The organism is Lacunimicrobium album (assembly GCF_052161635.1).
GTDB lineage: Bacteria > Planctomycetota > Planctomycetia > Planctomycetales > Planctomycetaceae > SXPC01.
The window spans coordinates 3,907,522-3,924,719 of sequence record NZ_CP197413.1; the positions used below are offsets into that span (position 1 = coordinate 3,907,522).

Consider the following 17,198-nt stretch of genomic DNA (forward strand, 5'->3'; position numbering starts at 1 on the left):
AGTGAAAAACCGTGCGAGTTGTCCTTCGGTAAGAATGTGTATGTCGGGCCGATAGTGAGTCTCCATTGACGGTCCGCACAGCGGACCCTACGAAATCAGGCCCAAGAAAGTTGGAAGTGTATGTATCTGGTCATCAACACGTCGCTTCGGGAAGCAAGTCTGTCGCGGGTGTTGGCGCGGAAGGCTGTTAAGGAGCTGGAGCAGCTGACGGATGAGGTGGTGTTTGTGGACCTCAAGGAGACGTCGCTGCCGTTTTGTAATGCGGAAGACTGTTATGGCCATGAAGCTGTGCTGCCGATTCGGGATCTGATTGTCCGGGCGAAAGGCATTCTGATCGCGGCTCCGATTTACAATTATGACGTCAATGCGGCGGCGAAGAATCTGATCGAACTGACCGGGCAGGCGTGGCGGGATAAGGTCATCGGTTTTTTGTGTGCAGCGGGTGGGCACAATAGTTACATGGGGGTCATGGGACTTGCGAATTCGCTGATGCTCGATTTTCGCTGCCTGGTGATTCCGCGGTTTGTGTATGCGACCAACCATGCCTTTGAGTATGGCGAAGAGACGATTCTGGCGGATGAAAAGATCCAGGAGCGGATCCGCGAGCTGACATTTAAGCTGGTAAAAATTGGCGACGTGATGTGAAAAGGACGACGACATTTCCAGTATCAGTTTGCTAACTGATCGCGAGTTGCTTTAAGATTGCGTGAAGATTCTTGCAAAGTGAACGTGTTCGTCTCGCTGTTTGAATGACCGGAAGGACGCCAGGCGCAGTCGTCCTTCACACTCTGAACACACTCACTCGATCTTCAACAGTAGGCCTGATTATGTCTGTGCATCGTGCTTCTGCGTGTCTATTGGCAGGTCTTCTTCTGGCTGTTTCCAGTTCCGCGCACGCGGACGACCATCTCCTGACGATTGGAGGCGGGCCAAGTCTCAACAGCAATCAGATTTCACTGGAGAATAATGTCCGCTACCTGCAACGGGCGTTGGCTCGAATGAAGCTGCAGGGGATCGATCAGAAGATCCTCTTTTCCGACGGCGGCGATCCTGCACGCGATCTGCAATATGAAGCGGTCTATCCTGCGGATGATGCCAGACTTCTGCTGGCAGACATTGTCGGTTCGATGGATGGAATTCGGGAAAGCTACCGTTCGAGTTCGCTTCCCGCTGTGAATGGATCAGCGATGCCCGAGACGATTGAGAAGACGGTGAAAGATCTCTCGACCGAGCTGAATCCAGGGGATCGTCTGATCGTTTATTTTACCGGTCACGGCGGGCCAGCCAAACGCGACGGTCAGTCAACCTTCCGTATGAGCTTTGGCAATGTCGAGGCGAACATCGGGATCGGGGCCAACAGCAGTAGTGATTCCGCAGAGGGGGGTCGCGCTCGTCCGTCAAAGTTTGCCAACAACATCATGCACTTGTGGAACGACAACGACCTGTCGGTGGTTGAGTGGACACAGAAACTCGATGAGTTGTCGATCGATGTCCCGGTTGTCGCGATCATGGTGCAATGCTACAGCGGCGGGTTCGGCAACTTCGTCTTCGCGGGGGGCGATCCGAATAATGGGTTGGCCAAACATCCTCGTTGCGGGTTCTTCTCGACAGTCCCTGATCGGGTGGCGGCCGGGTGCACGCCGAATGTGAATGAAGCGGAGTATCGTGAATATTCATCGTACTTCTTCGAGGCGCTCTGCGGGGAATCTCGAACCGGGCAGTCAGTCACGTTGCCAGACTATGATCACGACGGCCGGACATCACTGCTGGAAGCGCATGCTTACACCGTCATTCATGCCGACACGATCGATATTCCCGTGCGGACGTCTGATATCTATCTGCGTCAGGTCTCCAAGACGAAAGGCAAGGATGGACTTCTGACTTCAGGCTCGCCGATCACGGAACTACTGGCTCAGGCTGGACCATGCGAAACGACGGTCATTGAAGAACTCAGCAAGGAGTTCCAGCTGACGGGCACAGACCGCGAGAAAGACGTCGATGAGGCGATCAAAGCCAAGCGAGCCGAGAAGCAGAAGTTTGAAGCGAATCTGCGTCGTCATCGTCAGACAGTTGGAAACATCAAGCGCGATATTGCGGGCACGATCAGGAAGCGCTGGCCGGAAGTCTCCAATGCCTGGAACCCGGGAGTCTCCAAGATCCTCGCAGAAGACGGTGACGAGATTCGCAAGGCAATCGTCGAACACGAAAGCTACCTGGAATTGCAGCTGGAACTGGAGGACATCGACAAGCTCGCCAAAGAGAGCGAGTCGTGTGATCTTCAGATCGTCAAACTAGAGCGTCTGAAATACTGGCTGGAGTCGATTGCTCTCGCGGCCAATTTGAAGACGCTGGAGGAAACGGAGAAACTCGACGGTCTTCGTCGGCTTGTAGAACTGGAATCGCAGTTCATCACGCCGGGGAACGTGGTGTCGACGACGTCGACAAATGGTTGAGAGTATCTTTAGCGGGTAGTCCGGGTTGTCCCAACCCGGACGGCGTAGCCGCAAGAAACACCTTCGGTTGCGCGTTGGACGCCCATTTCTGTGTTTCTCTCGTGCCGAAGCGGCACGCCCGGGTTGGGACAACCCGGGCTACCCATGAGACCAAAACAAGAGATCAAAAACAAAAATCAATTCTCGATTTCGCGGACGAGGACTGGCAGCATCAGGTCCAGGCGGCTGGCTTTGGCGGTTGAGGTCGTGCGAACAGCGACGGCGGGCTGTTCCGGGCTTTGGCCGCGGACGATGGGCGGTTCTGGTTTGGCGGTCACTGCAGGTGTCTGGGTGTTTTCTGCGACCATGGTGCCCTCTAGATCGTTCAGTCGAGGACTGCCGGCGACGGTCCACTTGGTCCAGTATTTCTCAAGCGATTCAACGTTGTCGATGTTGTAATGCGTCTTGAGGGCCTTGTCCCAGTTTTCCTGGTGAGCCAGTTCCATGAAGGCCAGGAACTTACGAGGTCCGCCCTGTTGAACAAGATAATCCGAGACGGAATACCCCTCGGCGTAGAGTTTCATGACGTTGTGCATGTCTTTGGGATACTCGGTCATCGAGAAGAGCTGACGCAGGGGGATGCGGTCGCCTTGTTCGAGAACTTCGCCGAGGAGTTTGATCTGTCGGCTTTTTTCCGACTCGTGTTCAATCAGGGTGCAGGCCCCTTCATCGGCCCAACGTGGCAGCGGGCGTCGGAAGTGGCAGGCGAGGATCGTGTGGGTGATTTCGTGAGGCAGGACGGAGTCGAGGACCCGTTCGAGTGTGCCTTGAACCTGCATGTTCCAGCCAAAGACTTCGCCACGGTCGAAGGAAAATGTCGTAACGCCGCCCGCACCGAGTCGGCCAACCTTGACCTTGATCGGGCAGGGTCGGAACCAATTCTGCATTTCCTTGCCGAGCCATTCCTGAGACAGCTCTTTACGCCAATACTCGGCTTTGTCGCCGACTTCTTTAGCGACCTCTGCCGACTCTGCATAGATGGTGAAGTTGGTCGTGTGATACGGGGCAGCTGCTGCGACGACCAGATTGGGCATGAAAGCAACGGTCAGCAGGATGAGAAGTGTTTGCAGTGTTTTTGAAACTGGAAACTGTCGAATGTGCGCGGTTGCGCGTGTCGTCCATGACATTTATTTGTTCCTGTTCGTCGTTGAAACAGAATTCGTATCCAACTGAGTTGGCAGGTCCTGACCCGTATTGAGGTCGAGTCTGCTGAACTCAGTCACTGTCAGTCTGAAGCAATCCGTGATCCAGACGTGGCGATTCGGGGGATTTATAGTCGTTGGAATGGCTATAACTCTTCACAAGGCAGGACATTGAGGAGCGCCGAAGGGGGGATGTGTGGTAGGTCGGTCCGTCAAATCTTGAGGTAACATTTACAATTTTGTCGTTTGTGTCAATTGGTGTTCTTGCAATGTTGGCAAATGGGACAAATTGAAGAGTTGAGGCTGCTAAACGGCTGTGACGGTGTCCTGAGCCCCTATCCGGCATTTACGGGAGATTCGCATTCGTTTTTCAGGAAAAGTTCTGTCACCTGCGAAAAGACGACGCTAGCATGGTCCGATCGTTGCATAAGAGTAATGGCATGGACACGCACGAAACACCTCCGACTTCCGACGCCCACGCTCCCCAGGAGCGTCGTGGGTACGCATTCCTTGTCTGCTGGCAGGGGGGCGATCGACGGGTCGAGAAGAACGTTCTGCGATCGGCGACTTTGATCGGATCGGGAGAACGATGCCACCTGCGACTGGTCAGTCATGATGTCGACGCGGCTCATGCGGTGATTTCGTATGACGACAAAGAGTTCCGCATCTGGGATCTGCGGACGAAAACCGGAGTTCTGGTCAACGGCCAGCGGGTTGCCTTTGCCAAACTGCATGACGGCGACCGGATTCAGATTGCGGGCTTTGAATTCACGTTTCGAACGGACCTGATCTCTCCGTCTCGAAAAGGGATGTTTATCGATGATTACCGCGTCCTCGGACTTCTGGGGACGGGCGGAATGGGCTGGCTGTACCGGGTCGAGAATTTCAAGACAGGCGAGCAGTTTGCCTTAAAAGTCCTGACGCGCCGCGGCGACCATCGCGGACTGGACGACCAGGAACTCAAGATCCGGTTCCACTTCGAGGGACGTGTCGGCAAGCAGCTGTCACACAAAAACCTTGTCCAGGCGATGGGCTATCAGCATCGCTCGGACATCGATTACATCGTGATGGAACTCGTGGAAGCGATCACGCTGCAGGAACTGGTCGAGCGGGATGGACGAGTCCCCTACCCTCTGGCCTGCGAGGTGATCCGCCAGGCGGCATTGGCATTAGAATACATTCACTCGAAAGGGCCCATTCACCGGGACGTCAAACCCGCGAACGTCCTGATCGAGAAGGACGGTACGGTCAAGCTGTGTGACTTCGGACTGGTCCTCGTCGGCGATGATCCGCTCGAGAAAATCCTCGCGGAAAAGCTGCAGGGAGACTGTCTGGGAACAGCCGATTTTATTTCGCCCGAGCAGTCCCATGACAGCGATAATGTCGACAGTCGCGCGGATCTTTATAGCCTGGGTTGTACGCTGTACTACGCCCTCTGCGGACGCATTCCGTTTCCTGCGAAAAACAATCAGGACAAGCTTGTCGGCCATCGAACTCTGCAAGCGGCTGCCTTGACGCAGTTCGTAGACGGCCTCCCGACGGAATTGCTGGAGATCATTCAGCGGACGATGGAAAAATCGCCCGAGAAGCGGTTTGCCTCGCTGTCAGAATTTGCAGCGGCGATGGCTGACTTTTCCGTTCGTCAGCCTGTGGAGTTTGATTTTGCGCATCTGCTGAAACTACGAAATCGACAGGCGCGAGCCCGTCTGCTGGATGTTCATCGCGAGCATCACCTGGAGAGGATCGTCCCCTCGATTGCCCAACAGGTCCTGCAGACAACGGCCCCTTCGCCCAGCGAGCGATTCGAAGCGTCGCGGAATGTCCCTCGACCGCTGTCGCATCAAGCGGCGCCATCGCATAGTCCTGACGATACGGTCCCCTCCTCGGCTCACCCGGAAGACTTTGTCCGGAACCTGCCAGAAGATCTGCGTCAGCTGGTCCAGCAGTGGAAACAGTTGCCTGTCGATGTGCAGCGAGAAATTACCGAACTGGCGAAGACGGCCAATCGTCTGTTTGCAGACGATCAGGCGTGAAGAATGGCGAACCTGATTTTCACTCGCCGGTCGTTTTGTTATATTTCGTGACCAGAGACCGGGATTCACCACGAAGGCTCGAAGAACACAAAGTTTCACGAAGCTCTGCAGGCGAACAAGAAGAAAAGCACCATTTATTCTTACTTTGTGAACCTTAGTGTCCTTCGAGCCCTGGTGGTGAATGCTTTTGTCTGGCGTTGGATTTTAAAAGGGGCTGTAGCTCAATCGGTTAGAGCAGCAAACTCATAATTTGTTGGTTCCGGGTTCGAGTCCCGGCGGCCCTATTCACATCAGCCGATCGCGCAATCAGTCGGTCGAATCAAATTCTGAATACCTGTTGAAACGACTATCCGACGCCGCGCAACGTCGGGAAAACCGCCAGATTCGTGATGAAGTGGCAAAGGCGGTCTGCTATAGTGAGCAAGTTCGGCAAGGCATGATCGGACGTCATTTGGATGACGAGACGGAACGAACTCATCCATCATCGCCACCTCGCTGGACATGTTTTGAAACGCCGACTCGGATCGCGTTTTGAATTCTTCCCGGGCGGGCCATTTCATCGACGAAGCCAGAATGAGGCGGGCGAATCATGGCAACTTTTATCGTGACGACGGGCAAGCTGAAGGGGCATAAGGTTCAAATCACTGAACCTGAGGTCTACATTGGACGAGACGAAACCTGCAAGATCCGGATTGCTTCCAAGGAAGTCAGTCGCGAACACTGCGTCATTATGAAGCAGGGCAAGGATGTCCTCGTGCGTGACCTGAGCAGTCGCAATGGGACATTCGTGAACGGGATGGTCATCAATGGCGTGACCCTGCTCAACCCGGGCGATACGCTGCACATCGGCCCGATGATTTTTGAACTCGCCGGTGCCAAGAAAGCAGCTGTCGTCGGGCATCGCGCTTCTGCGGGAAACATTCGCGCGGACCGATCTCCGTCTGCTTCGGATCATGAGATTGCCGACTGGCTGAGTGATTCGGGCGAATCAGCGATCGCCAGTGACGAAGTCGCCGGAGATACCCATTACGCCAACAATACTCAGCAGGTTGCTGTTGCTGCTGCCCCCGCTGTCGCGACCAATCGCCCGATGACGAGCGATATCGATGAAGCAACCCGACTGGTTCCGTCGGTCGTAAGTTCGCCCGATGATGCTGTTGCGTCACGGATGGCGGATATTGTTCGCGGGTACTGGCAGAAGAAAGCCTGAGCGGAGGAGGTTATCTCCACCGTCTGTCATCTTTGCTCCTGCTTTAAAATGGCTGAAAACCGGAAGTCGCTGTCGACCCGTCGGGCATGGATCGGTAAAATTCCATGCGTTCTGAGACGGGTTGAGTTCCAGGCACTGTCGTGAGGATGGTGTCTTGTCTCTCCTGCAGGAACACAAGACGTCCAGTACTCGCTCAGGAGCCCATCATGACGGTGACGACGTTGTCTTCCGAATTGACGACCGACCAGACTGCCTTCATCGAGAAGTATTACAACGCCAGCGTCGTGGATGTCCGCTATCTGCATGACGACCTGATGATCCTCCGCGTCAAACCGGATGACGGGATCCCGGAATATCATGCTGGTCAGTACGTTTCTCTTGGCTTTGGCCCGTTCGAGCTGCGGATCGATGGCCTTGTTCCGCCCGAGCAGGACAAGCTGAAAATCATCCAGCGCGCTTACTCGATCTCCTGCCCGCTGATCGAAAATGGCCAGCTCATGCCCTGCGCGACGCTGCCTTATGTCGAGTTTTACATCGCGCTCGTCCGACTCAGTGATGAAGACCGACTGCGTCTAACGCCTCGCCTGTTTGGTTTGAAGCCGGGATCAAGGCTGCACTTCGGGCATAAAATCACCGGCAAATACGTGGCTGATCCCGTGCTGCCGGATCAGAACGTCATCTTTCTGGCGACTGGGACTGGCGAAGCGCCTCATAATGCGATGACGGCAGAGCTGCTTGCCAAAGGGCATCGCGGGCAGATCACGTCGTTGTGTTGCGTCCGCATGAAAAAAGATGCTGGCTATCTCGAAGCTCACCGCCAACTTGAAGCGCTCCATCCGCGTTATCGCTATCGCCTGCTGACGACGCGGGAGCCGGAGAATCTCGATCCACAGGCGCCTGGTTATATTGGGAAGCTGTACCTGCAGAATCTATTTGAAAGTGCACAGCTGCCTGAGTGGCTTGGCTTTGAGATTGATCCTGCCCGGACGCATGTCTTCCTGTGCGGGAATCCTGACATGATTGGCATCCCGAGCAACATCATGAAGAAAACGGATGACGAACCCTGGCAGTGGCCGGAGGGGCGTGGCATGTTACAGATCCTGGTCGAGAAGGGCTTCACGCTCCCACACGGGCATCACGGGGTAGGGAATATTCACTTTGAGAAGTATTGGTAAAATGGCCAGATAGGTAATCGCGTCGTGTTGCACCAGCGATCACCTGCCAGGGGGCGAAATTGCCTGTTGACCTGCCAAATTGCACGCGAAATTTTTTTGCAACTGCCCGGATAGTCTTCATAATAGAGTCTCCACAGGAATGACGTGGGGACCTTGTTTTGGCGGGCAGAGGGAGGCCACTGATCGCGTTCGATCAGTTGACACATCAGGAGGTGTGAAAATGTGCGAGTGGGAGGAGCTGCATAACCTGCGGCCCATGGAAATGATAGAGAATTGACATTTCCCCCACAGACGCATAACCTTCCGCGAGAAATCAGGTCGATGAAAGCTCAAGTTCCGGGCCAGAGAGTGCGCATCCGTGCGCGTTCCCTTCATCGTCTCGATTTGATCGCAATGGAGTTCTGCCACCCGCAAAGGATCTGCGGTCGCTACAGGGCGACGACCCGCAGTCGCGTGATCTCTGATCAGAGTATCGCGCCGGTTCGTCAAACCGACATGGACTGTTTTGCGGAGATCGAGGAGACTTCGTCTCAGACGATATCACGCCTTCGAGGCATGCGTTCTGCTTAATGATACAACCCAGGTTGTGTTCACAGTTCGCGATGCGATGGCGGTCCTCGCGTGACAGACACCAGTCGCCACCAACGTCGGTTGGTCGCGTGATGTTGCTGGTCTGATTTCAAAACTGCTTTGAAGTCTGATCAGTTACAAGCAGGAACGCTTGTGAGCGTTTCTGATGACCACTTTCAAAACAATGAAGGATCGCCACTCTTCCTCACCCTTTCCAAGGCGTAGCGCTGATGAAAAAGCTGTCTACGATAGGCACCGTCATGTTTCGTCTCCCTGTGATGTTCACCCTGCTGATTTCGCTGACTTTCGTCTGCCCGGTCATTTGTGATGCCCAGTATGCCGAGGCCGGGAATGTCTTTGGTCCGAACTGGGCCAATGAAATGTTCTCTCAACAGCGACATGACTTCGGTTTCGTCGCCCGTGGCGCAGAAACCAAGCAGCGCGTCACGATCAAGAACATCTATAAGCAACCGGTTCACATCTCAAACATCCGCACGTCCTGCGGCTGTACCGCGGGTGCTGTGAACAAGAATACGATCCCGAGTCTGGAAACAGCGGAACTCGAAATCACGATCGATACGAAGCGCTTCCTGGGCGAAAAGAACACGACGGTCTTCGTCACGTTCGATTCACCGATGTACGCTGAAGTTCAGTTTCCGATCCATGTCTACATTCGCAGCGACATCGTCCTGACACCGGGACTGGCTGACTTCGGTCGGATTCCTGTGGGTGCAGGAGCAGCCAAGGACATCACGATCGAATACGCCGGTCGTCCCGACTGGGCGATCACCGGGATTGAGAACAACAACTCGAATGTCACTGCTGACTTCAAACAGCTGGCCCGTCAGGGACAAGGCGCAACTTACCAATTGAGTATCGCCGTGGCTCCGGACGCTCCGATTGGGACGATCCGTAATCAGATCTTCCTGAAGACCAACGACGTCAAAAGCCCACTGGTTCCGGTCATGATTGAAGCGACTGTGGAACCGGACATCATTGTGACGCCCGCTGTCGTCGACCTCGGCATGCTTCGTCCAGGTCAACAAAAGCAGGCTCCTTCGGTTGTCATTCGTGGCAAGAAGCCGTTTGTGATCGAGAAGGTCGAATGTGATTCCGATCGTCAGCTCTTCATGTTCAAGCCCTCTGAAGGCGAGAAACTGGTTCACGTTCTACAACTGACGGTCAATGCACCGGGCGAGTCGGGCAACCTGGCTGAAGACTTCACCATTACCGTCGCCGGTCGCAACGAGCCGATCAGCTTCCGTGCTACCGGGAAGGTTGTGAGTAACTGATCTGCAGTCATGATTGAAACAAAAAAGGCGGCTTCACAGCCGTCTTTTTTTATGCGCCAGGGGTGGCTGGGGTCAGGATCGTTAGCTGACCCCAGAATCCGCGCCCAACAACGAATGAACTGGGGTCAGCTAACAAACCTGACCCCGGCCACTCGTCCGCCGATGCACGAATCAGAGCGAGTCTTCTCTTTGATGTTTTGCGCGAAATGTAGGGTGCTGGTGAGTCTTCGAACCGCACCAAAACGACTTTCATTCGCACAATTGGTGCGGTTCGCAAAGCCTCACCAGCACCCTACAAGGAATTAGAAGACTGCGTCTCAGTGCACTGCTCCGTGATCGACGGCGTCTTTGTCGATCCGGGCGAGTTTGGTGTTGGCACTGCAGATCAGGAATAGCAGCGAGAGAAATGCGTAACCCAGCGCGATGCCGTAGGCTTGATAGATGAAGGCCCCTTCTTTGGCGGTCGTGCCGATGAGCAGGTAATCGACGTCGTTGCCGGAGAGCTGGAAGGCGTGGGTCAGGCCGGTGAGGGCGAGGATGGCTCCGATGCCGGCCCAGATGGCGGCGGCTCGCATCTTGCCATCGATCAGGCAGGCGGACATGGCAGACAGGAGCATGCAGGTGAAGATGTACCCGCGTTCGATCGAGAGCATGCCACGCAGGAGGAAGCCGTTGACATCCTTGCTGGCGTTGCCTTCGAGAAGCGCCTGCATGGTGACTTGAGAGAAGACTTCAGGCGGTTGACCATTCACGATCAGCGCGACCATGGCAGCGACGAAGGCGCCCATGGTCACTGTCGCGCCCCAGGAGGCGATCGCGGGGAAGAGTCCCATCGCGACGGCGGGAGCATGTTCTTTCGGGGTTGCCTGAAACGCTTGAGCCGTGATAACGATGCCGATCCACAAGACGATCGAGCTGCCCGCTTCCATCGGGATAATCGCACTGATCATGCCTACGAGCCCCGTCAGACAGATGATGGTAATGACCAGACCATTGAGGGTGGAATAGCCGGCGCGTGCACCGAGGGCCTTCCAGCCTGGATGACCGATATAAATCGTCGTCGGGAAACAGGAGCCAAACAGCGACGCGGCGATCGTTCCGATGCCATTGGCTGCCAGCGAGGGACCCGTCGGGTACAGATCGCCCGCGGCTTCGGCGGATTCAATGTTCTGCAGTGAGCCGATGACGTTGAAGATCCCCATGGGAATGATGACCGTCACAAAGCCGATCCAGTTGGCAGGCTGGGAAAGCACGGCCCAGAGTTCTGCGCCGTAGAAATGCGGCAGTCGAATCGAGGTCGACGCTGCGGCCTGCTGGACGGCTTCAACGGACATGGCATTCTCGAGAAGCCACGGCGGGAGTGTGAGCTGCGCGCTGGTGAGGCCGACTTGAACGCCCGTCAGCATCCAGGCAACGATCGTCCCCAGCGAAACGGCAATGAGCCCACCCGGCAGACCGCCCCAGAAACGGACCCGCCCAAACAGGGATGCCAGGATGACGCCCATGGGAAGCATCGCGAGTACGGGTCGCTGGTAGATTTGAATGGCGAACGCCATCGCGATGAATCCGATCGCGATTCCGGCGAGTGTCGAAAGCAGTGCAGCACGTGGTGTGCTTTTACGGATCGATTCGGCGACGAACGCACCAAAGAATTCAATCAGACCGCTTCCCAGACACGCCACCAGTCCCATCAGCCAGGCCTGTTCGACGGAACCAGTCCGGTCAAAGACGGGCTTCATGACGAAGAAGAAGTAGATCAGCAGCGAGGGAGTATTGATGCCATAGGGGAGAGCCGTGATGTCACTGCGTCCCAGCTTCTTCGCGAGTCGGTGAGCCTGCCAGGCGTAGAAGATGTTGCCGAGGAGAATACTGATCGCAGCGCCGGGGAGGATGCGTCCGTAAACGAGACTGGTGGTCGCTTCGTTGTTGCCGAAGAACGTGATACACAGCGAGATGATCAGCAGCAGTTGAACGAGGTTATCGATGAACAGACCAAAGAAGCCATCGAGATCGCGTTTGACAAACAGCGGGAGATGAGTTGTCATGAAGGTTCGTCTTCCGTCGTGAAAGCAAACGGGCTGTGGCGCTAAGACCCGGGGTCCATGGGTTGTAGGCGTCAAGTGACCTGCCCGTCAACCGAAATCAAACCGTTCAGGGAAATCACCATTCAGGAGTAACAGCGTGATCGATACCGGCCAGGACATCTTGCAGCCTCATGAACGCTGGATGCGTTACGCTCTCAACGAAGCGCGTCAGGCGTTTGACGAAGGGGAAGTCCCGGTCGGGGCAGTCATCGTTCACAACGATCAGGTCATCGCGTCCGCCCATAATTTGCGAGAGACCCTCAAAGACCCAACGGCACACGCTGAGATGATCGCGATGACTCAGGCGGCAGAGGCGCTTTCGTCGTGGCGATTGCTTGACTGCACGCTGTATGTGACGCTGGAACCATGCCCGATGTGCGCGGGGGCGATCATTCAGGCGCGACTGCCGCGAGTTTTTTATGGCACAGCTGACCCGAAAGGAGGGGCGTGTCACACACTTTACCAACTCACCAACGATCCGCGGCTGAATCACCAGTCGATTGTGATTGGCGGGTTGTTGATGGAAGAGTGTCGGGGGATTCTGCAGGAGTTTTTCGCCCTGCAGCGGAGTCAGGGGAAGAAGTAGCAGGGACTCCAGAAGAATGTGCTGATGTGAGAATATTTCGGGGAAATGTGGGTAAGTTACCGAAAAGATCGGATGCTCGGGAAAGTCAGCGAGGTTAGATCATTTGGCGTGACGAAGAAACAACTGGTCAGACCGGTTGGCGGACAGAAAATCATCAGCGAAGGCTGATCTAAATGCACTTCTGCTTTCAAGGTGTGACCAAAGTGACGCGCCAGCTAAAAATGATCGCTAATTTGTCGCGTTGAGGACAAGAAAGAGAACTTTTCAAGCCCTCTGAGCGTACTTTACTAGCGAGGTTTGACATTCGAAATTGGCAGAAAACCAGATTCACCAGTGTCGATCGTGGTATTTCGCAACTAGAATAGACAAACCCATCTGAGTTCACGCTCCTGTCACTTGTGAACAAATTACGAGTCAAATTGTCTTTCTGCGGAAGTGTTCTGTTTCTGGAATACTCTGCAAGATCCTGTCTAACCAAACGAACTGACCCGGACCGCGACCCTTGAAGGGTTGCGAGAATGAGTGTGACCGGCTTTGAACTTCTGGCTGGTCGATCACTCTGGAAACGTCAGACGATCCCATGAACCAGCCTGAAGATCCAGCGGCACAAGGCTCCAGCCATGGAGGAACGGCCTATCATCCGTTCCCCGGCGGTGGCGGTATGCCGTTTGGTTCGGAAACGGTGGTCATCCCGGGACGACGCCCGAATTCAGACGCCGATGCCGAGGCGGCTGGCTCCGGCAATGCTCCCAGCTCGCTTCCGGAAATGACGCCGACAGAGCGAAGCAAGCTCTGGCATCGCCTGTTCCCGGCCCCTGATCCCGATCAATCAGCAGCGGCTCTGGACCTGCTGGCTCAGGGGATGCTGATCAAGAATTACGTCATCGAGAAGCGCATCGGCGTCGGTGGCATGGGGGCGGTCTTTCGCGCCTGGGATGAAGACCTCGAACGGATCGTAGCGCTCAAGGTTCTTTCGCCGTCGTACTGTCGAGATCCGCTGGCCGTGAAGCGGTTCCGAAATGAATCCCGCTCTGCGGCTCGACTGGACCACGACAACATCGCCCGGGTTCACGGGATTGGCGAGTCGCATGGGCTGCATTTCATCGCGTTTGAATATGTTGAGGGAACCAACATCCGCGATCTGATCCGCCAGCAGACCAAACTCAACATTGCAGAAGCGCTGAGTTACATTCTCCAGATCGTTGCTGCGTTGAAGCATACCGCAGCGTCTCACGTCTTTCACCGTGACATCAAGCCATCAAACATCATCGTCAAGCCTAACGGTCGAGCCAAGCTGGTCGACTGGGGACTGGCCCGTCTGAATAACAGAGGCGAAGATTCGGTCGATCTGACATCTGCAGGAACAACGCTGGGGACATTCGATTACATCTCGCCCGAACAGGCACGCGATCCGAGATCTGTCGACCTCCGCAGCGATATCTATTCTCTGGGCTGCACCTTCTATCACATGGTGACCGGTGACGCGCCTTACAGCACAGGGACAATGCTGCAGAAACTGCTCGATCACCAGAACAAGACGGTCCCCAATCCGTCGGTCAAAAATCCTGCGGTCTCGCCGGAACTGGCTTCGATCATCATGCGAATGATGGCCAGCGATCCTTCGCGACGTTACCAGGATGCAGAGTCGCTGCTGGAAGACCTTTACGTGGAGGCGGAGCATTACCACCTGACAGCGATTCCGGCTGAAAGCGTAATTTTCGCCCGGCCGATGGAAAGCATTCAAGAACCTGTCTGGCGCCGTCACATTGGACTGATCTCCATCGTCACGCTGCTGCTGCTGACGGTGGTCGGGGTCGAGCGGTTCAATGCGATGACGTACTCGCAGGAAGCCACCCCCCTTCTTTCCAGCACGCAGCCTGTCAGCCCCAGCCCGGCACCATCGAACATCAGCGAGAGTATCTTTCCCCAGTTCGGGATCAGCAACAGTTACTTCGATGGCATCGCGACGAAGTTTTTCTCGAACAGTAATTCCGTTTATCGCCCTTCAGACGATTTTCGATCGTTCATTGAAGAGATGAAACTCCCCGGTCAACTGACGACTCCCGCAGAAGTGAGTCAGCCTGAGGACATCATTCCTGAAGAGATGACTGTCGCGTCTGAAAAGACCACGCTGACGAGTCCTGAGAAGGTCATCAAGGATCCGGGAATTGCGACGACGGCGACGACCAAAGCCAATCCATTTTCTGGCCTTAGTGCGGATGCCGTTCCCACGGAACTGGGGAGTGGGTCGCTGAGTGGAACAGAATTTTTAACAGCCGCGTCAGGACTTCTGCCCAAGACCTCACCGGCAGCTTCTCCGACGCTGGATGCAACGAGTCTGCCAGGAACTTCGATCGCCAAGATTGAAGAGAGTAAACCCAAACCCGTCCTGAAGTCGAATGAATCGGTTCTCCCACTGACCCCCGTCGCGATTCCCGCAGCTGAGACATCGCCGATCAGCCGGGTGATTTTCGAGGTCGCGCGTCCTTCAGGCCCTTCGACCCGCTACAACACGCTCAAAGCAGCCATTGAAGGAGCCCAGCAGGATCAGTTCATTCGCGTGACACCGGTCGAAGGTCCTGGCGAGATCGTCATCACCGAATCGATCATCATCGACAATAAGAATGTCAACATCCGCGGCGATTTGTCCAATCCAGTCCACCTGATCTTCCGTCCGAGTTCGATGAACTCTTCGGAAGAGTTGTTTCTGCTATCGAACTCCTCGACGTTGATGCTGCAGGGTCTCAATATCACCATTGACCTGACGGAGAAACAGACCGGTCCTGAGATCGCGTTGAGTACGGTCATGGATGAGTCGCAGTTTCAACTGCGGAACACCACGGTCACGCTCAATAGCGGTATGTATCGTCGTGCGGTCCTGGCGAATCTGACGTCTGACTTCCGGATGATGCAGGCAGACTCGTTCAGCCATCGCGTGCGTCCATCGATTTCTATAGAGGCATCGATGGTGCGTGGTGTTGGCTCGGTGATCCTGACTCAACGAACCCATGCCGCCCAGATTTCGGTCAGTCGGTCGGGAATCGCCGTTCAAGGTGCGATGATCTACAGCCAGATCCAGGGAATGAGCCCTCCGGGAGGCGGGAAAATCGATGTCGAACTCGAGCGATCGACGATTGCAACGACGCGTGGTCTGTTCGAAGCCGAGCAGGATCCGATGGCGATGGATCTTCTGTCTTCGTCGATTGAGGCCCACGAGTGCATCTTCCTGAACCTGGGCGACTATCCTCTGATTTCGCTGTCTGGAAACGATACGAAAGAGGGTCTTCTCGGGCGTTTTGAATGGACGGGCGATTTCAACTTTTTTGACCGCTACAGCATCATGATGCTGATCTCGGAAGTCTCGACCGATGAGGAAGATTACAAGGAACTAGGCCAATCCGACTGGATGAATCACTGGCGTTACACGCGCTCAACGTACTTCGATCGCATCGGCTGGAAGAATCCTGATCTCATTCACGCGAACATGCTGACCTGGAAGCGGGCCGACTTCGCCCTGGATGACTTCAACAACGAAGAGAACCCTGCCCTGAACCTGGGAGTCGGCGTCGAAGCCAATGAGCTGCCGGGCTTTTTTGAAGAGACAGCGCCTGGTCGAGGCAAGACGGGACGCCTGGGGATCGGGCGAGAGCTGTTTAACGGATTGAACTGAGTGACGGTCATAGACGATTTCCGTAGGACGTCAACAATGGCTGCTTAGGCCTTAGACGCCATCTTCTCTGAGCGACTCTTCTAATTGATGTTGCGCGAAATGTAGGGTGCTGGTGAGTCTTCGAACCGCACCAAAACGACTTTCATTCGCACAATTGGTGCGGTTCGCAAAGCCTCACCAGCACCCTACAGTGCGCGCAAGCGGTGAATTGAAAGAAGATTCAGCGGCTGACTGCATGGTAAGTGCACATTGCCACAATCGCTATCTCCACTCTTGCATTCAAAAGCTCGCAGAGTAAATGCCCTGCATGACGAACTGGTTGACCTCGGCCCAGACTCTGCTTTCCTGAGTCAGCGTGCGGGCTCGTGTCAGCCAGAAGGGGGATCGTTTGTCGTGATTGATGCACGAGAGTGGCTTGGGTGCAGGGCCCATATAGGGAGGCATCCAGAACAACCGCATCGCGTCGAACTTACGCTGCTCGACGGCATCGGAGTTATCTTCCGAAAGAATGCGCGTCAGAAAGCCGACGGGAAGATGACACAGCAGGGAGATCGCTCCCGAGACGAGGTAATGTGACTGCGCCATGATCTGATACGCGGCATACCCATGATCGCCGACGCCCGCCAGGTAGATCCGACGTCGATGGACAGGGAGCGTCTGCAGCAACTCAAGGAGGCTGTGGGTCCAGAACGCTCGTGTTGAGTCAAAGAGCATTTCGTCAGGGTATTCGACGAACAGCCCGATGTAATTTCGATTGCTGATGCGGGGGAACTGTCGGACGCGGAGGCGTCGTTCGCGCTCATCCCGGCAGAGCCAGATCACGAGTGGATAACGATAGTCGTGGGAGAACCCATCCGGGATAAGAATGGACCGCTGCATGGAACACACCGTAAGGGGAAAAATGAATCCTGCGGCTACGGATATCAGCGTCTTGGAGCGTCCAA

General features: G+C 55.3%; 11 protein-coding genes and 1 tRNA gene. 9 read left to right on the forward strand and 3 right to left on the reverse strand.

The window, feature by feature from the left end:
* The first annotated feature begins 120 nt into the window (after positions 1–120).
* Positions 121–645, forward strand: coding sequence for an NADPH-dependent FMN reductase (locus SH248x_RS15625; protein WP_459555229.1), 525 nt, complete (start codon positions 121–123; stop codon positions 643–645).
* Positions 646–827: 182 nt separating this feature from the next.
* The gene (locus SH248x_RS15630; RefSeq protein WP_459555230.1) at positions 828–2,453 is read left to right on the forward strand and encodes a hypothetical protein; all 1,626 of its coding nucleotides are present in this window, start codon (positions 828–830) and stop codon (positions 2,451–2,453) included.
* A gap of 176 nt (positions 2,454–2,629) precedes the next feature.
* On the opposite strand, the gene SH248x_RS15635 is transcribed toward SH248x_RS15630, so the two are convergent.
* Entirely contained in the window at positions 2,630–3,619 is a 990-nt protein-coding gene (locus SH248x_RS15635) for a gluzincin family metallopeptidase (protein WP_459555231.1), read from the reverse strand.
* 455 nt (positions 3,620–4,074) lie between these two features.
* Here SH248x_RS15635 and SH248x_RS15640 point away from each other — a divergent pair, with 455 nt between their 5' ends.
* The 5 genes from SH248x_RS15640 (at position 4,075) to SH248x_RS15660 (ending at position 9,914) form a co-directional block, all read left to right on the forward strand.
* Positions 4,075–5,667, forward strand: coding sequence for an FHA domain-containing serine/threonine-protein kinase (locus tag SH248x_RS15640; RefSeq protein ID WP_459555232.1), 1,593 nt, complete (start codon positions 4,075–4,077; stop codon positions 5,665–5,667).
* 210 nt (positions 5,668–5,877) lie between these two features.
* Positions 5,878–5,951, forward strand: a tRNA-Ile gene (locus SH248x_RS15645).
* A 305-nt stretch (positions 5,952–6,256) separates the two neighbouring features.
* Positions 6,257–6,877 carry an FHA domain-containing protein gene (locus SH248x_RS15650; protein ID WP_459555233.1) on the forward strand — a complete coding sequence of 207 codons (621 nt, stop codon included), beginning with the start codon at positions 6,257–6,259 and terminating at the stop codon, positions 6,875–6,877.
* Between the two features lie 206 nt (positions 6,878–7,083).
* On the forward strand, positions 7,084–8,052 hold the full coding sequence (locus tag SH248x_RS15655; RefSeq protein WP_459555234.1) for a ferredoxin--NADP reductase: 969 nt from the start codon (positions 7,084–7,086) through the stop codon (positions 8,050–8,052).
* 800 nt (positions 8,053–8,852) lie between these two features.
* On the forward strand, positions 8,853–9,914 hold the full coding sequence (locus SH248x_RS15660; RefSeq protein ID WP_459555235.1) for a DUF1573 domain-containing protein: 1,062 nt from the start codon (positions 8,853–8,855) through the stop codon (positions 9,912–9,914).
* Positions 9,915–10,231: 317 nt separating this feature from the next.
* Here the strand turns inward: SH248x_RS15660 and SH248x_RS15665 are convergent, their stop codons facing one another.
* The gene (locus tag SH248x_RS15665; protein ID WP_459555236.1) at positions 10,232–11,959 is read right to left on the reverse strand and encodes an NCS2 family permease; all 1,728 of its coding nucleotides are present in this window, start codon (positions 11,957–11,959) and stop codon (positions 10,232–10,234) included.
* A 136-nt stretch (positions 11,960–12,095) separates the two neighbouring features.
* Here SH248x_RS15665 and tadA point away from each other — a divergent pair, with 136 nt between their 5' ends.
* Together tadA and SH248x_RS15675 are read left to right on the forward strand one after the other, a co-directional pair.
* The gene (gene tadA / locus SH248x_RS15670) at positions 12,096–12,584 is read left to right on the forward strand and encodes a nucleoside deaminase (protein WP_459555237.1); all 489 of its coding nucleotides are present in this window, start codon (positions 12,096–12,098) and stop codon (positions 12,582–12,584) included.
* 580 nt (positions 12,585–13,164) lie between these two features.
* On the forward strand, positions 13,165–16,254 hold the full coding sequence (locus tag SH248x_RS15675) for a serine/threonine protein kinase (protein ID WP_459555238.1): 3,090 nt from the start codon (positions 13,165–13,167) through the stop codon (positions 16,252–16,254).
* Positions 16,255–16,533: 279 nt separating this feature from the next.
* Here SH248x_RS15675 and SH248x_RS15680 read toward each other — a convergent pair whose 3' ends face one another.
* The gene (locus tag SH248x_RS15680) at positions 16,534–17,133 is read right to left on the reverse strand and encodes a hypothetical protein (RefSeq protein ID WP_459555239.1); all 600 of its coding nucleotides are present in this window, start codon (positions 17,131–17,133) and stop codon (positions 16,534–16,536) included.
* Between the last annotated feature and the right edge of the window lie 65 nt (positions 17,134–17,198).